We start from the raw sequence: 15,708 nt of genomic DNA on the forward strand, positions 1-15,708 counted from the left end.
CCCGCGTCCAGCCCCACCGGCACTGGACGCCATTCCTGAGTTGGCATCGCGCCTCTACAGTACCCAGCTCATCCGACGCTTCAGCGACCCAATCGGCTTGCCTTGAGCTTCCGTGTACGACCTTGCGGCAAACCTGGCGGGAACCTTACTGATATTGTCATGCCTGTCAAATGGCAGAATAACCTGGATTTCAGCGCTAGAAGATGAAAAAATCCCGGCCAGAGGAAACCGTTCCCCAGCAATGGGACAGCCGGTGGAATTTCGCATTCTCGGCCAGATTCAGGCCTTGTCCGAAAACATCCCGATCGAGATCGGGTGGGCGCGAGAACGCCACATCCTGGCTATCCTACTCCTCACTCCCCGTCAGCCGGTGTCCGTGAAGTCCCTCATCAGCCGCATATGGGACAACGAGGAGGCCCCGAACGCCCGGTCCCAAATACATCAGAACGTGGCCCGAATCAGAAAGTGGCTGCCGAATACCGGAGCACATCTGCGCAACCGGTCCGGCGCATATGTCTTGGATGTCGATCCGGAACGCATCGATTTTCACCGTTTTCGGATGCTTCGCAATCAGGCGCGCAACGTCCAGGAGACAGGAGACTACGAGCAGGCCATCCGATTGTTCCGCGAGGGGTGCCTTCTCAGGCGCGGCGAACCCCTCACTGGCCTCACCGGGGCATGGGCAGACCGCGCGCGAAAGGGCATCGAAGAGCAATTGCTCTCAGCCGTCGTCGAACGTTGCCGGTTGGAGCTCAAATATGGCCTCCACACCGACCTGGTGGCCGAGCTTGGCGAGCTGATCGTCCAACACCCCTATGACGAGCGGCTGGTCGAACTGCAAATGTATGCCCTTCATCACAGCGGCCGCTCCGCCGAGGCCGTAGAGGTCTACCGCCAGACCTGGCAACGCCTGCGTGACGGACTCGCCTTCGGGACCAGCCGGACGCTGAGCGAGCTTCACCAGCGCATCCTCCGCAGCGATCCCTCGTTGCTCCCACAATCCCGTCCCACCGCCCGTCCACCCAGCAGCCTTCCCCGCGACGTGTCCTACTTCACGGGCAGGGCCAGGGAGATCTCCCAGCTCACCGACATGGCGGCCGCCCGCGCCACAGCCGTCACCGTCCTGTACATCGACGGCATGCCTGGGGTCGGAAAATCAACTCTCGCCCGACATCTGGCCCACCAGTGGGCACCGCAGTATCCCGATGGGCAAATCCACCTCGACCTGTACGGTCACAACGCCAGATCCACCCCGCTGGACTCTCACTCGGCGCTCGCACGCCTACTGCGTGAGATCGGCACCCGTGGAGACGCCATACCGACGAGCTTGGACGAGCGAGCGGCACTCTGGCGGACCGAGCTGGCCCGGCGCCGGATGCTGATCGTGCTCGATGACGCCATCAGCCATGATCAGATCAGCCACCTGCTTCCCGGCACCCCCGGCAGCCTGGTACTGATCACCAGCAGGCGAAGCCTCACCGGGCTTGACGACGTACAGTCCCTCACCTTGACCCCGCTCCCGCTTGACGATGCCGCCACGCTGCTCAGCCGAATTATCGGCCCGCGGGTCAGACGAGAGACCGCCGAAATGGCGGAGGTTGTCAGGCTCTGCGGATATCTGCCGCTCGCGATCGTCCTCGCCGCCCAGCAGTTCGCGGGGCGGAGCTCATGGCGGGTCGCCGACCTCATCGCCCGGCTGAGCGACCGCCGCCGCCTCACCGAAATCCGCGCTGAGAACCGTGAGATCATCGCCGCCTTCGAATTCTCTTACCAGGAACTCGACGAGCATCACCGCCGCGCCTTCCGCTCGCTGGGACTCCATCCTGGGCCCGACATCACGGTCGAATGCGCTGCCGCCCTCCTGTCCGAAGACCGCGCCACTACCGAACGCCTCCTGGAGGGTCTTCTCGACCACCACCTCCTCACCGAGCCTGTCCACGGCCGTTTCCGCTTCCACGACTTGATCGGTGAATACGCCCGATTCCTGGCCGAAACCGACCCCGCACCTCAACGCCGGGCCGCCATGGCGCGAGTGCTCGACCTGTATCTCCAGCTTGCGGATCAGGCCGACCATCTGTTGCCCCCTCCCCGAGCACGCCAGGACGTCGCGATCGCCCACACTCCTCGGGTCAAACCCCTGTTCCACTCGGTTGATGAGGCACGGGACTGGCTGGAACAGGAATCGGACAACCTCCTGCAACTCACCCGGCACGCATCCATGGCCGGCTGGGCACGGCACGCAACGCTGTTCCCGCATGTCCTGAGCCATTTTCTCGAGACAGCAGGAAGCTGGAAAGAGGCCACATATCTGCACGAACTGGCGATCAGCGGATGGCGCGAACTCGCGGACCAGAGCGGGCTGGCCCGAGCACTCGCCGACGCCTCCAAGGTGAACTGGCGCATTGGAAACCATGACCAGGCGTTACGGTACGCAACCGAAGGGCTTGCCATCCAGCGTGCCTTAGCCGATCAGTCCGGGATCGCCGAGTTACTCGACCAGATCGGCCGGATTCATTGGCATCATGCGGATTTCGAGGCAGCACGCGATTGCTGCCAGCAGGCGCTTGACCTAAGACGGGCACTCCATGATCACCGTGAGGAGGTCAACAGCCTCAACCATCTGGCGATCGTCGCATGGCATCTGGGCGACTACATTCAGGCTGCGGACAAGTTTCAGGAGGCGCTCCGTGTCAGCCAGGAGATCGGTGACGACCGCGGCCGCATGATAACTCTCAACAACATGGCGGAGTTGGAGCTCCGGTTGGGCCGCTATGGTTCTGTTCGGCAACATCTGGACCAGGCCGCAGCGCTGGAAAGCGAAATGAGCCGACAACACCAGGCTACGTATCTGGCCAATTCGGGTAACCTGCGACGGCACCTGGGCGAGTACTCCAGCGCCCTTGAGTTCTACCGAAAAGCACTACAGATGTACGACGAACTCGGCGACCGTCGGGGCAACTCCGAGATTCTCAACGAAACCGGCTTCTGTCTCGCACGCATGAACCGCGACAGCGATGCCCTCATCCATCATCAACGCGCACTGGCGGGCGCGATAGAACTCTCAGACCGGTATCTGGAGACCAAGGCGCTGTTTGGCGTGGGTGAGGTATATCGACGAGCCGCCCGCCACGACGTTGCCCTGGAACACTACCGCCAGGCGCTAGACATCGCGAGTGCCATTCGAGACACCTACCAGGAGGCACTCATACTTGATCGAATGGGCTTGTCTCTCGCCAGCGAGCAGAACCAGGCAGAGGCAGAAACGTGCTGGCGGCAAGCCACGGCAATGTTCGAACGACTAGGCGTGCCGGAGGCTAGGACAACGCAAGAGCGCCTTGACAAATCTGGGGAGACGGGATAGGCCGGGCAGAGCTAATGCCGACCTGCGGCAGTCCGTTTCCCCTGCTCAGTTCCCTATCAGTGGGGGCGAATGCCACACGTCACGCGACCGGCGCCTGCTGTCATGCCGATTTCCGGCGCAGGGTTCCATTTATGGTCAGGATTTCGGACGGAAAGTCAAAGATCTTTAAAAGAGAGGGGTAGAGGAGATCGGCATTTGATTGTACTGTGGGTGGCAACTTTGGATGAGAGTCATCGCTGGCGCTTCATCCAAAGTTGCCGAATTGGCTTAAGCGGCCAAATGGATAGCGGCGTTCTGTGTTCCGCCGGAGTGTGAGTCCATGGCGGCAGGTGCGACTGCCGTCATGAACACCGAAGTCATGATGACCAGGTTCGCTAACAGGACCTTGATCTTTTTGTACATGAGTCTCCTGAGGCAATACGAAACCTAGAGCGACGGGTGCTAGCACCCTTCGCCCATCCACAGATCATCCTAGTGGGACGGCTCGCCAGCATGTAGCGGTTGCGTTTACCCTCAAGGGTATTTATCCAGACCTGTAGTCGGTTGCCCGAATTTGCCAGGAAACTAAACGACTCCGAGCGTCGCTCCACATCCCCAGTCGTGCTACGACAATGGCAGCCAGGCTGTGTTGAGCTCTACCAGAGCAGGTGATCCCGGGCGCATGGGCGGTGGAAATGTCGACGAAAGGTTGAAGAGCGCTCAGGCGTGAGCGTTTCTGGAAATTTCGGGTCGGCACAGATTTCGTCAATTATTCGTGCGGTGGGCGTAACGTTCCGATCGTCCGGATATGGCGGATCATGGAGGGATTGCGAATGTTTCCACCCCGGCGGGTGGCTTGGGGGAGCGGAGCGATCTAAGAGTGCGTTCGGCGAGCATATGCCCGTGATGTCGCAGTGTGATCGTATGGATTTGTAGCGTTACCGCCGATCGGCGAGATCGGATGTGCTGGGATAGCCGGGTGACCGAGCGTAAGCCGTACCCGAGCGACTTATCCGACGCGGAATGGGCGTTGATCGAGCCGGTGCTCGCGGCGTGGAAGGCCGCGCACCCATCCGTCAGCGGCCACCAGGGCAACTACGAGTTACGCGAGATCGTGAACGCCATCCGCTACCAGGGACGAACCGGCGTCCAATGGGACTATCTCCCGCACGACCTGCCGCCCAAGAGCGCGACTTACCACTACTTTTCCAAGTGGCGCGATGACGGCACCGACCAGGCGATTCACGACCTGCTGCGCTGGCATCTGCGGGAGAAGAAGGGCCGATTAGCCGATCCGAGCCTGGTGGTGCTGGACACCCAGAGCGTCCACGTCGCGGCCGGGGTCCCCGCCTCCACCACCGGACGGGATGCCGCGAAAAGGGTACCGGGGAGGAAACGGGGCCTGGCCGTGGACGTGCTGGGGCTGGTCATCGCCGTGGTCATGCTGGCCGCCTCGGCTCACGAGAACACCGCCGGGGTCGCCCTGCTGGACCGGGTCGCCGCGAGCACCGCGGGGACCGTGACCAAAGCGCTGGTCGACCAGGGGTTCAAGAACACGGTCGTCGCGCATGGCGCCGGTCTGGGGATCGACGTGGAGATCGTCGAACGTAACCCCGCCGACAAGGGGTTCGTCCCCCAGCCCAAACGGTGGGTGGTCGAGCAGACCTACGGCATCTTGATGTTCCACCGGCGTCTGGTCCGCGACGTCGAGCACCTTCCGGCCAGCTCCGAATCACGGGTGTATTGGGCGATGACGGACGTGATGTCCCGCCGTTTGACCCGTGGCCCCGCCCCGTCGGGGCGGTGGACATGATCGGGCCCGGCACGGGGCAGTCGGACCCCGGTACCTGGCTCCTGGACAGGATCGACGCCCGCGAACAGGCCTTGACCTGCCAGATCGAGCAGACCCAGGCGGAGATCGACACTCTTACCGCGCGTCTGAGCGAACTCAGCGAGGCGATCGAGCACCTGCGGATCAGCCGCAAGACCCTCATCTTCCTCGCCGAGGAAGATCTCGCCCCGGTCAAACCGACCGTACCGCCTGCCACGGTCCCCGATCACCCGGCCTACCAGCAGATCCTCGCCGTGTTCGGCGAGGCCGGCGGATCCCTGCGCGCCCGGGACCTGGCCATGGCCATGGACCTGCCCCTTACGCAGAACGACATCCAGAACGTCCGCGCCAAGCTCAAACGCCTGGCCAGCCGCGGCATCCTCATCGAGACCGAGCCGGGATTGTTCACCCAGCCGCGCCCATAGCCCGACCGGCGAGCCTCCGACCAGCCGACCTAACCCAACCCCACTGACGAAAGGGACATCAGCTCGCGGAACGCACTCTCAGGCGGCGATGACGCGGCAGGAGGTGGACTCCTTTAGCCATGGGGCGTGGCCGTCGGTAAGGACGATCAACACGTTGGGGCGGTCACCGTCGGTGCGGGCAGCGCCGCTGCCCCGTACGAGTCGATGTGCATGCTGCGCACCCGGAACAGGCGCCCTCCCTCGGCGTGGGCGGCCTTCGTGCACGGCCTCGCGTAGGAGTCTGGGTTAGCTCGCGGCGGGGACGAGCGTGTTCGAGCGGCGAGCGATGAGCCAGCGGCCCTCGCGTCGTACGAAAACGTACAACGCCCTCATTTCCGGGTGACCGCCCGCGCGGGCCGCTTCCTCGGTCGGCCACGCGTCCTTCGTCGCCGTGACCACGTCATCCGTTAGGGGCACGATGTCGCCGAGCCGGTAGTACGCGGTGGCCTCGCGGAGGAATCCGGCGGCCAGCCCGGCACGACTTGACTCGACGATCTCGTCACGGCCGCGGTGCACCTTGCCGAGGGCGTTCACGACGAGCGCGTCGGAGGCGAAGTGCGCGGTCATGAGCTCGGCGTCGTTGGCGTTGAATCCCTCCTGCACGTCGCGGACGATCGCGTGCAGGGCCGCGATGTCCTCGGGCCCGAAGGGCCCCTCCTGCGGCACCCTCGTGTTCTGTCCCGCGACCATGGACCAGTCGCCCCCGGCGCCGCGGCGCCAGAGATAGGTGGGCAGGCCGAGCTGCCGCGGCGTGAGGGGCTCGCCCTTGGCGGTCAGGTACTCCTGCCGGACGCCAGTCAGGGCGACGTCGGGGGTGATGAACCGGATGTGGTCGACCTCGTACCGCACGCTCCCGCCGGCCATCCCCCCGGGGAGCACCGAGCGGGCGAACGCGGCGATCGTGTCGAGGCCGATGAGGCGGCGACCGCCGCCGGTGACCCAGACCGCCTCCGGATCGAAGAGAGCGAGGAAACCTTCGACATCCTCGGCGCGCTGCGTGAGCTCTACCACGGCGACGAGTTCGACGAGGCGGTCGGCGTCGAGAGACGAGGCGCCCGCGGGTGTGATGGTGTGCATGGCTAGAGTCAACTTCATCAAGTGGACTTGACGTCAAGGGGTGGTGGCGTGGACTCGTTGAGCCCGGATGCCGTATGGCTCAAACCCGGCCAGGTGGCCAAGCGGGCGGGCGTGGCCGTGTCGACGTTGCACTACTACGAAAGCCTCGGGCTCATCCGCAGCCGGCGAACCGCGGGCGGGCGGCGCGAGTACCGGCGCGACACCCTGCGCCTGGTGGCGTTCATCCGCGCCTCGCAGACCCTGGGCATCTCGCTCGAACGCATCAAGCAGGCGCTGGACGGGCTGCCCAGCGACATCCCGCCGACCAAACGCGACTGGGCCCGGCTCGCGCGCGAGTGGCGCGAGGACCTCTCGGCGCGCATCGACCGGCTCACCGCGTTGCGCGACAACCTCGCGAACTGCATCGGCTGCGGCTGCCTCTCGCTGACGGCATGCCCGTACACCAATCCCGCTGATCGGCTCGGCCGGGAAGGGCCGGGCGCCCGGCGCCTGACGACGCCGAACGAGAGGTGAGGCACGTCATGACGACTGGGGCAGCTTGGTGGAGCCGCGCTTGGCGGCCGGGGCGGACGGTGGCGGCACGACAGGGCCGATGTCACCATCCGGGGCCTCGTCGAGGTCGACGATGACGGGCGCGTGATCGCTCGGGCCAGTGCCCTTGCGCGCCTGCCGGTCCACCCACGCGGCCTTGACCCGATCGGCGACGGGACCGGAGGCCAGGACCAGGTCGATCCGCATGCCGAGATCCTTGTGGAACATTCCGGCCCGGTAGTCCCAGTAGGTGAACACCCGCCGGTCGGGCCAGTGATCCCGGACGACATCCCGCATGCCGAGCGTCGTCAGCTCGGCCAGCGCCGCCCGTTCCGGTGGCGTCACGTGTGTCTGGCCGACGTACGCGTCCGGGTCGAAGACGTCCGCGTCGGTGGGCGCGATGTTCAGGTCCCCGCACGCGATCGCGACCTCCGGACCGGCGGCCAGCACGTCACGCAACGCGGCCAGCCAGGCCAGTTTGTACGCGTAGTGGTCGGAGCCGGGCGTGCGCCCGTTCGGCACGTACAGCGAGTGCACCCGGATCCCGCCGCAGGTCGCGGCCACCGCACGCGCCTCGGGCAGCGGGAACCCCGGCGCTCCCGCCACACCGGTCACGACGTCGTCCATCCCCACCCTGGAGAGGATCGCCACGCCGTTCCACTGCACCTCACCGTGGAGCGCCATCGCATACCCACGGTCGGCCAGCTCGGCGCCGAGCAACTCCGTGAAGGCGGCGTCGGTGAGTTTGGTCTCCTGCAGACAGACGACGTCGGGCTGCCGCTGATCCAGCCACGGCAACAACCGCGGCACCCGCTGCTTGACGGAGTTCACGTTCCACGTCGCCACCCGCACACAAACCACCCTAGCGGGATCGTCTGGATGTGGCGGATCACAGAGGGATGTGGATGGTTTCTACCCAGGTGGGTGGCTCGGGGGGAGCGGAGCCGATCAGGGCGGCGATGATGCGGCAGGAGGTGGGCTCGGCTGGCCAGGGGGTGTGGCCATCGGTGAGGACGATCACTACGTTGGGGCGGTCGCGGGCGGCGAGGGCGGTGGTGATGCCGACGCGCATGTCGGTGCCGCCGCCTCCGGTGAGGGTGACCTGTTCGGCGGCGGTTACCTGGGAGACGGCGTGCACATCGGCGTCGCAGGCCAGGACCGTGACCCGGTTCCCGCGGATGCCGACCTCGCGAAGCACCCCGGTCACCTCGGCCAGGGCGGTCGCCAGTTCTGGCTCGCCCATCGAACCCGAGGTGTCGATGACGATCGCCACCCGGGGGAGCGGGCGGCGCAGGCTGGGCAGCACGACGCCGCGTAGTGCCGCCGTGCGGCGGGACGGGCGCTGGTAGGTGTAGTCGATCGCACCCCCTGCCCAGGCGACCGCCTCGCGGACGGCTCCGGCCAGCAGCCGGCGCCAGTCCACCGAGGGTTCGAGCACCTGGTCGGCCCAGCGTTGCCAGCCTGCGGGGAGCACGCCACGTGCCCGCAGATGGGCGCGCATCGCCTCGGCGGTGTGGCGGCGCAGGGCCTCCGCCTCGACCGGGCCGAGCCGGGCGGGGCCGTCGCCGACATCCCAGGGGGACGGGTGCCCGTGGGCGCCGGAACCGCAATCAACGATGCGGGTCTGTGGCGGCAGGTGTGAGACGTACTCCTCGAACAGGCGTCCTGAGGGGAGTTGGAAAAGGCGGGGCTCCAGCCGGTTGGATGGCAGGGGCAGGCGGTCGGCGAGGAGATCGTCGTTGATCTCGCAGTCCTGCGCGATGTTGACCCGGAGCCGGTCCCGCTGATCGGAGGCGGGCAGCCCGTCGGCGCGGGTGTGGTGGTCGCGCAGCAGGTGCGCCACCTCGTGGATCCAGACGGCGGCGAGTTCGGGCACGGGAGTGGCGGCCACGAAATCCGGTGAGACGTAGCACCGCCAGTGCCGGTCTACGCCCATCGTGGGCACGTCGGCGCTGGGGAGGATGGACAGCGCGTACAGGGCGGTGGCGAAGTAGGGCCGCTCGGTCGCCGCGCGGTAGCGAGCGGCGAGCAGCTTGACCCGGTCCACGGTCAGCTCATCGTGCCGGACAGCTGGAGCAGGTCCAGGAAGGCGTCGATGCCGCCAGGCACCGGCCAGTCGGTGTTCCGCATCGCCGCCAGGTCCATGGCGGCGCGGGCGGCCACGTCGGGCACGCCCGCGTCCACCGCCTTGGCCAGCACCGTCCACCCGGCCTCCCAGCGCCGCCGGGTGAGATCGCCCTGGATCGCGGCCACCACGGCGGTGAGGAACGCGAGTTGCCGATCGCCGCGTTCGGGCAGCGCGAAGGCGTCCGGGTTGGCGAGCACCTGGTCGGGGTCGGGCAGGTCGAGCTCTTCGAGGTAGGACACCACCTCGATCCCCGCGCCGTCGCCGACCGCGCCCACCACCGCGGAGGCCAGCGCCTCCCCGCTCGCGTCGGCCGCGTACGCGACGGCGAGCAGCCGCAACACCATCTCCCAGGTACGCGGCGACGGCCAAGCCCCGCCCCGGCCCTCGGTATCGGCGGGCAGGTGGTGCACCAGCCCGGGCCGGGCGGTCAGAAAGCCGGAGACGACGCCACGGGCGCGGGCGACCGCGCTGGCCACCTTGGCCGCGTCCACGTGCGGGATGGACGCCGCCGGCCAGGTTCCCGCCATGCCGCGGGCCACCGTGCGCGGGTCGTGGGTCCAGCGCAGGTGGACGAACCGGTTGGCGAGCGGCGGGCTGAGATGCCAGCCGTCGGCGGCGCTGGACGGTGGATTGGCGGCGGCCACGATCCGCACCGGCTCGGGGAGAGTCAGGCTGCCCACCCGACGCTCCAGCACCACGCGCAGCAGCGCCGCCTGGACGGCGGGCGGCGCGGAGGACAGCTCATCAAAGAAGATCAGGCCTGTCCCGGCGCTGGCGATCCGGACCGCCCAGTCGGGCGGGGCCATCGGCACCCCGGTGACGGCGGGATCGTCGCCGACGATCGGCAACCCGGCGAAGTCGGACGGCTCGTGCACGCTGGCGATGACCGTCTCCAGCGGGAGGCCCAGCCCAGCCGCCAGCTGCTCGATGCCCGCGGACTTGCCGATGCCCGGCTCACCCCACAGCAATACCGGCAGGTTGGCCGAGACCGCGAGGCACAGCGCCGCCAACTGCGGGTTGGTGGTGGGTTCGGTGCGGTAGGTCTGGATCCGCCGGTTGAGGTCGTCGGCTGCCGCGGTGATGTCGTTCACGCGCCGAGCCCGATGCCCGGATAGTCGCGATCGAGCTCCTCCAGAAGGGAGCCCAGGTCGGCACGCTCGCGCCGGCGGATCAGATCAGCCAGCGACCAGCCCTCGACGTCGATCACGTCGATCACGTCGATCCGCGCTCCGGCGGCCCGCAGCCCCCGCACCAGCGCCGCCGACCCTCCGTCGCCTACCGCGACGTGCAGCGGCGTACGCTGATGCTGGTCTTTGGCCTCGACGTCCAGCCCGGCCGCCAGCAGCCGGGGCAGCAACTCCTCATGGTCGAGCAAGTGCAGCATGTGCAGCAGGGTACGCTGCCTGCCGTTCCGCACGTGAGGGTCGACACCGGCGTCCAGAAGCCGGAGCACGCCCGGGGTGTCCCCGTGCTGGACCCGGAGGAAGAGCTCCCGCCGCTGGTCGCGCAAGGCCTTCGGCAGCCGCCCGATCCCCGACGTCCAGCTGTGCTGTACGGCGAAGCACCCGGTCACGGCCCCGCCCAGCGCTCGCATGGCACGCTCGCGCCGCTGCTCCTCCTCGCGATGCGGCATGCGGAGCGTGCCCTCGCCGGAGCACACCTCGTGCCACTCGCCGCGGCATCGGACCCGGACCGGGGACGGAAGCTCGGGGCCGGGCGGCCCGCTGGTGACGGCCGGATGTTCGGGGAAGAGGGCGTCCCGGACCAGCGGGTGCAGGTGTTCCGGAGCCAGCCGTCCGAACCGCAGCAGGTCGAGGTCGGGCAATCGGCGCCAGAACGCTCCCGGCAGTTCGACAGACCTTTTACCCCTGTCCCTGACCACCCGGACCCATGCTTTCCCGGGTTCGAGCAGCACGACGTAGGGTGAGGCCCCGATGCGGAAAAGGTGGCCGGCGCCCTGCTCAGCCAGGCGCCGGGCCTCCGGTTCGAGCCGGGTCAGGGCTAGCGGAAGCCGTACCAGCTGTCGGGGCAGGTGCGTCGAAAACCGGCGTTCCGGCAGGTCGATCTCCAATGCCAGGCCCGCCGCGGTGAGGGCCGCCTCGAACTCCCCCCGGTCGTGCAGCGAGGTCACCCACTCCATGTGGGCAGCGGGATCGCTGCGGCCGGGATCGGCCGTCGGGAGGTCCGCTGGGCTGCCGTCGGCGTTGAAGAACGGCGTACGATGCCCGCCCCCGCAGCGTTCCCGCAGATCGGCCGCGTGCCGTACGTCCCACAGGTGCCGCGCCGCCGACCAGTCGACGCGGTTGGGCTCCTCGGCGGGAGCGGGGCCGAAGCGCAGGACAAGCCGTTGCGGCCCCTCCGACATCCGGGGGGTGGTCAGGCGCAGGACCGCGTTCTCCCGCGAAAGGATCACCTGCTGGCCGATGCCGACCGTAGTGTGCCCGTTCCTGGGGAGATGCCAGCGCAGCAGGTCCGGCGCGAGGTGGTGGAGGTCTTCCGCGAGGGTGGCTGTGATCGCAGGGCCGTACTCGGCGGCGATCTCGGCCAGGTCGAACGCGACGTCCACGTTGGCCGCGGCGCAGGCGCCCCGCCAGTCCCCGGCCAGGCGTCGTTCGGTGGCTTGCTCGATCATCCAGCGGGGGACCGCGTAACGGCGGACCCGCTGCCAAACGGCCGCCTCGTCGGGCGGGAACGAGACGCTCAACGGTAGAGGCTGCCGATCGCGCGCAGGTCGGGATGGCCGGGGGTGGCCGGGCGCAGGCGTGGGGCGAAGGAACGCTTCACTTTGCGTGGCACACCGGGGCCCAGCCCGACCTGCTCCAGGCGGGTGTCGGCGGGGATGTTCGCCAGCAGCGATTTCGCGCCGCGACCGGTGATGCCGGTGTGGCGGAGTTCCAGGCGGCGGAGCGGGCTGCCCGGCAGGGCGGCGGCCAGTGCTGTCGCCCCGGCGTCGCCGGTGACGTTGGCGGGCGCGCCGAGGCTGCGCTCCGACGGTGGCCTTCCCAGGTCGAGGGATTCGATCCCGTCCAGCGCGTCGGCCAGTGCTCGCGCTCCCTGCGGGCCGATTCCGTTGCCGCCCAGGCCGAGCCGTACCGGCCGGGTGGGGTCGGTGGCGGCGGCGAGCATTGCCGCGCCCTCGTCGCCGAGGTGGTTGGCCGGAAGGTAGAGCTCGCGGACGCCCGCGTCGCGGATCAGCGCGGCCAGCAGCGGGGCGGCGTCCGCGCCGAGGCCGTTTCCGCCGAGGAAGAGCCGTTCGAGCGGGAGCGACCGGTTCATCAGGGCGGTGACCAGGAGGCGCAGCCCTGCGGTGGTCAGGCCCGTGTTGACCAGGTCGAGCGTGCGGAGCGTGGTGTTGCGGCCGAGCATCGCGGCCAGCGCGCGCACCCCCGCCTCGCCCACCGGGTTGCGCTTGAGCCACAGCGCCCGCACGCTGTCGTCGGAGGTCAGCCGGTCCGCCAGCGCTTCAGCCCCCGCCGCGTCGATGCGGTTGCACCCGAGATACAGCGTGCGCACGTGATGCCCGCCGGCCAGCACGTCGGCGATGGCCTGGGCACCCGCGTTACCGATTGCATTGGTGCCCAGCAGCAGGTGGCGCGCATGCGGCGAGACGGTCGCGACGGGCAGCAGCCGGGCGACGCCCGCCGCGCCGAGGCCCTGCTTGCACAGGTCGACCCGGCCGTCGGGACGGAGCGTGCCGAGCGGGAACGACTCGTCGGCCTCGACGGGAGCCGGGTCGGCCAGGCGGGCCAGCAGCGGGTCCAGCTCCGCCGGGTCGGCCGGCGGCACATCGGGATGCTCGATCGCCGGGCAGCGTACGGCCATCGGGTTCACGGTCACCACTCCACCGGTCGGAAGTCTTTGAGGAACAGTCCGGACATCGGCCGGCCGCCGACACCCTGGACGATCGGGTCGTACACGCGCGCGGCTCCGTCGATCACGTCCAGCGGCGGGCGGAAACCGGCCGCACGCTGCGCCGTCTTGGCCGGATGCGGCCGTTCGTCGGTCACCCAGCCGGTGTCCACGCTGTTCATGTGGATACCGGTGGCCGCGTAGTCGGCGGCGGACGTACGGGTGAGCATGTTCAGCGACGCCTTTGCCATGTTCGTGTGCGGATGCCGTACGGTCTTGTGCTCGCGGGAGAAACTGCCCTCCATCGCCGACACCTGCACCACGTAGCGATCCGGGTACGGCGAGGCCTCCAGCAGCCCGCGCAGCCGCGAGGTGAGCAGGAACGGCGCGAACGCGTTCACCAGCTGCACCTCCAGCCACTCGGCGGGATCCACCTCGTGCAGCCGCAGGCTCCAGCTGTTGCGCTCGCGCAGATCGAGCGGCTGCCCCGTCTCGTCGACCCGGCCCGCCGGGAAGAGCGACTCCAGCTCCGCGACCGAGGCGACGTCCATGGACGGCCTGTCCGCCGCTTCCAGCGGGCGCCGTTCGGCTGAGCTGACCTCGCGGTAGTAGGCGGCGGGCCTGCGGATCGTCTGCGCCGCGTTGTTGACCAGGATGTCGAGATGGTCGAACCGCTGGTGCGCGGAATCCAGCAGGCCGGCCACCGCGGGCAGGTCGAGCAGGTCCACGCCGTGCACGTGCAGCCGGTCGATCCACTCCGCGCAGTCCGGCACGCTCGCGAACCGGCGCGCGGCGTCGCCCGGGAAGCGGGTGGTGACCAGGACCTCGGCTCCGTCGCGGAGCATCTTCAGCGCCACCTGAAAACCGATCTTCACGCGCCCGCCGGTGACCAGCGCCCGCCGCCCCCGCAGGTCGCAGCGGGCATGCCTGCGGGCGAGATTCTCCTCCGCGCATTCCGGGCAGAGCAGGTGGTAAATGGAGTGGACCTGCCGGTAGGTGTCTTTGCAGACATAACATCGGCGGGCACTGGCCAGCGGGCGAAGGCTCCCCGTAAAGCCATCGGCTGGCGACGGTTCCGGATCCTGCTGCCGGTAACGCTCGGCGGTGGCCATGGCCGCGCTGTCCCGCCGTTTCCGGTCCGCGTGCCGGTCCGCCTTGCGCGCCTTCTTGTCTGCCCGGTAGACCTGCGCGACGGCTTGGCGCACGCGAGCCCAGCGCGGATCGTCGGGATCCGCCGCTGCTTCGGCCAGCACGCGGAGGCAGGTCTCCACGTCCGGCTCAGCGGGGATGGCCATCGTTTCCTCCCGATGAGATGGCACGACTGGTCGGATTCGAACCGACGTCCTCCGGATTGCAGTTCAGGCGCGACGACCTCTGCGCTACAGCCGTGCCGTCCGAAAGGCTAGCGCACAGTCATGACATTTCGGATCTTCGTCGCTTAGGGTCATTTGACGTTATTCGGGGTGCCCCGGCTGTGATCGACTTCATGGTGCCGGCTCGCTAGGGTGGGCGCTCCATCTCCCCGCTCGATCCCCTGGATGTTATTCGTGCGTCGCTACCGGTTTGCCGTTCCCGCCATGGTCGTCACGGGCGGATACGTGGTGACGCTCGTGGTCGCCGCCGTAGTCACGCTGGTTGGTGGCGACGTCGGTTTCCTGTGGCGGTTGGCCCTTCTCTCCGATGCGGACGAGGGTGCTGCGGCTACGTGGCTGAACGTGCTCATCCTCGTCCTGGCGGGTGGTTTGTGGGCCTGGGCGTTGTGGCAGTGCCTGCGCGGTCCGATAGCGGGAAAGCCGCCCGAGATGGACCGCGGTGTGCGGCTGCTGCGGCTGGCGCTGTACGCGGCGGCGGCGTCCTGGCTTGTGTACGCAGTCGTACCGGACTGGCCTTGGTGGGCGGTGGTGCCCGACTCGCTCCTGATGCTGGCGGTCGTGGTGCTGTTCCATCCGATGGTGCGGCGCAACGTGGGCTACGTCGGGCTCGCCCTTGGCGCCGGTGTCCTTGTCCACGTGAGTACGGCGAGCGTCGAGGTGTTCGACGCGCTCGACTGGCACCAGGCGGAGCAGATCGCCGAAATCGGTGGTCTCGCCGGCCTAGCGGGCCTGATCTGGCAGGTTCTGGTGCTCACGGCGCAGTGGCGGGATGGCCGCTGGCAGCGAACCACCGTCTGGTACGGCGTCGCGTACCTGGTGGCCCCGCTCGCGTTCGTACCACTCGCCATCCTCGGGGAGATCTCCCGCGAAGCCATCTGGGCCACCGAAGCCCTCTGGGTGATCTGGCTGGCCCGATCCGGCCACGATCTCGCCTCGCCGGGCGACGAGGACGTGCCCACCGACCTGGCAAACGAGCAGGATCCAGGCATTCATCACCTATGACTGGGTTCAGCCCTCAAGGTCACATTTCCCCATATCGCCAGCACCACCATCGGCATGAAGTGCCGATTTATCCCTAGTTCACCATTTATCAACCATTTGGATGCCATATTTCT

12 protein-coding genes and 1 tRNA gene are annotated in these 15,708 nt (G+C 68.1%); 5 read left to right on the top strand and 8 right to left on the bottom strand.

The annotated features are described in order from the left end of the window. The first annotated feature begins 253 nt into the window (after positions 1–253). From ABGB08_RS30965 to ABGB08_RS30975, 3 genes are all read left to right on the top strand, one after another. Positions 254–3,361: a tetratricopeptide repeat protein gene (locus tag ABGB08_RS30965; RefSeq protein WP_347597166.1), complete on the top strand. Its 3,108-nt coding sequence runs from the start codon at positions 254–256 to the stop codon at positions 3,359–3,361. A 958-nt stretch (positions 3,362–4,319) separates the two neighbouring features. After that, a complete protein-coding gene (locus ABGB08_RS30970; protein WP_347597169.1) occupies positions 4,320–5,153 on the top strand; it encodes an IS5 family transposase in 834 nt (277 codons plus the stop codon). Beyond that, positions 5,144–5,596, top strand: coding sequence for a hypothetical protein (locus tag ABGB08_RS30975; RefSeq protein WP_347597172.1), 453 nt, complete (start codon positions 5,144–5,146; stop codon positions 5,594–5,596). Before ABGB08_RS30970 ends, ABGB08_RS30975 begins: the two co-directional genes overlap by 10 nt. A gap of 285 nt (positions 5,597–5,881) precedes the next feature. Here ABGB08_RS30975 and ABGB08_RS30980 read toward each other — a convergent pair whose 3' ends face one another. Then, positions 5,882–6,730 (bottom strand): SgcJ/EcaC family oxidoreductase, encoded by an 849-nt coding sequence (locus tag ABGB08_RS30980; protein ID WP_347597175.1) that lies wholly within the window; start codon positions 6,728–6,730, stop codon positions 5,882–5,884. A 30-nt stretch (positions 6,731–6,760) separates the two neighbouring features. Between ABGB08_RS30980 and soxR the strand changes: the two genes are divergently transcribed. Beyond that, a complete protein-coding gene (gene soxR / locus ABGB08_RS30985) occupies positions 6,761–7,225 on the top strand; it encodes a redox-sensitive transcriptional activator SoxR (RefSeq protein WP_155357336.1) in 465 nt (154 codons plus the stop codon). Between the two features lie 6 nt (positions 7,226–7,231). Here soxR and ABGB08_RS30990 read toward each other — a convergent pair whose 3' ends face one another. The 7 genes from ABGB08_RS30990 to ABGB08_RS31020 all read right to left on the bottom strand — a co-directional run bounded on the left by ABGB08_RS30990 (position 7,232) and on the right by ABGB08_RS31020 (position 14,609). Next, complete coding sequence (locus ABGB08_RS30990) at positions 7,232–8,095, bottom strand: exodeoxyribonuclease III (RefSeq protein ID WP_347597179.1); 864 nt, start codon at positions 8,093–8,095, stop codon at positions 7,232–7,234. Positions 8,096–8,132: 37 nt separating this feature from the next. Further along, the gene (locus ABGB08_RS30995) at positions 8,133–9,290 is read right to left on the bottom strand and encodes a VWA-like domain-containing protein (RefSeq protein WP_347597182.1); all 1,158 of its coding nucleotides are present in this window, start codon (positions 9,288–9,290) and stop codon (positions 8,133–8,135) included. Positions 9,291–9,292: 2 nt separating this feature from the next. Beyond that, on the bottom strand, positions 9,293–10,462 hold the full coding sequence (locus ABGB08_RS31000; RefSeq protein WP_347597185.1) for an AAA family ATPase: 1,170 nt from the start codon (positions 10,460–10,462) through the stop codon (positions 9,293–9,295). Next, a complete protein-coding gene (locus ABGB08_RS31005; RefSeq protein WP_347597188.1) occupies positions 10,459–12,075 on the bottom strand; it encodes an ankyrin repeat domain-containing protein in 1,617 nt (538 codons plus the stop codon). Before ABGB08_RS31005 ends, ABGB08_RS31000 begins: the two co-directional genes overlap by 4 nt. Continuing rightward, a complete protein-coding gene (locus tag ABGB08_RS31010) occupies positions 12,072–13,208 on the bottom strand; it encodes a gala protein (RefSeq protein WP_347597191.1) in 1,137 nt (378 codons plus the stop codon). The genes ABGB08_RS31005 and ABGB08_RS31010 overlap by 4 nt, the downstream gene beginning before the upstream one ends. Further along, positions 13,205–14,515, bottom strand: coding sequence for an SDR family NAD(P)-dependent oxidoreductase (locus tag ABGB08_RS31015; RefSeq protein ID WP_347597194.1), 1,311 nt, complete (start codon positions 14,513–14,515; stop codon positions 13,205–13,207). The genes ABGB08_RS31010 and ABGB08_RS31015 overlap by 4 nt, the downstream gene beginning before the upstream one ends. An 18-nt stretch (positions 14,516–14,533) precedes the next feature. Next, positions 14,534–14,609, bottom strand: a tRNA-Ala gene (locus ABGB08_RS31020). Positions 14,610–14,758: 149 nt separating this feature from the next. Between ABGB08_RS31020 and ABGB08_RS31025 the strand changes: the two genes are divergently transcribed. Beyond that, positions 14,759–15,595, top strand: a complete 837-nt coding sequence (locus ABGB08_RS31025) for a hypothetical protein (RefSeq protein WP_347597197.1) — start codon at positions 14,759–14,761, stop codon at positions 15,593–15,595. Positions 15,596–15,708: the final 113 nt, after the last annotated feature.

The organism is Acrocarpospora sp. B8E8 (assembly GCF_039871605.1).
GTDB classification, from domain to species: Bacteria; Actinomycetota; Actinomycetes; order Streptosporangiales; family Streptosporangiaceae; genus Acrocarpospora; species Acrocarpospora macrocephala.

Bases quoted from the DNA above. Each gene is read 5' to 3' on its own strand.
- ABGB08_RS30980 (WP_347597175.1), bottom strand. From the start codon at position 6,730: ATGAAGTTGACTCTAGCCATGCACACCATCACACCCGCGGGCGCCTCG.
- ABGB08_RS31025 (WP_347597197.1), top strand. From the start codon at position 14,759: ATGTTATTCGTGCGTCGCTACCGGTTTGCCGTTCCCGCCATGGTCGTC.
- ABGB08_RS31015 (WP_347597194.1), bottom strand. From the start codon at position 14,515: ATGGCCATCCCCGCTGAGCCGGACGTGGAGACCTGCCTCCGCGTGCTG.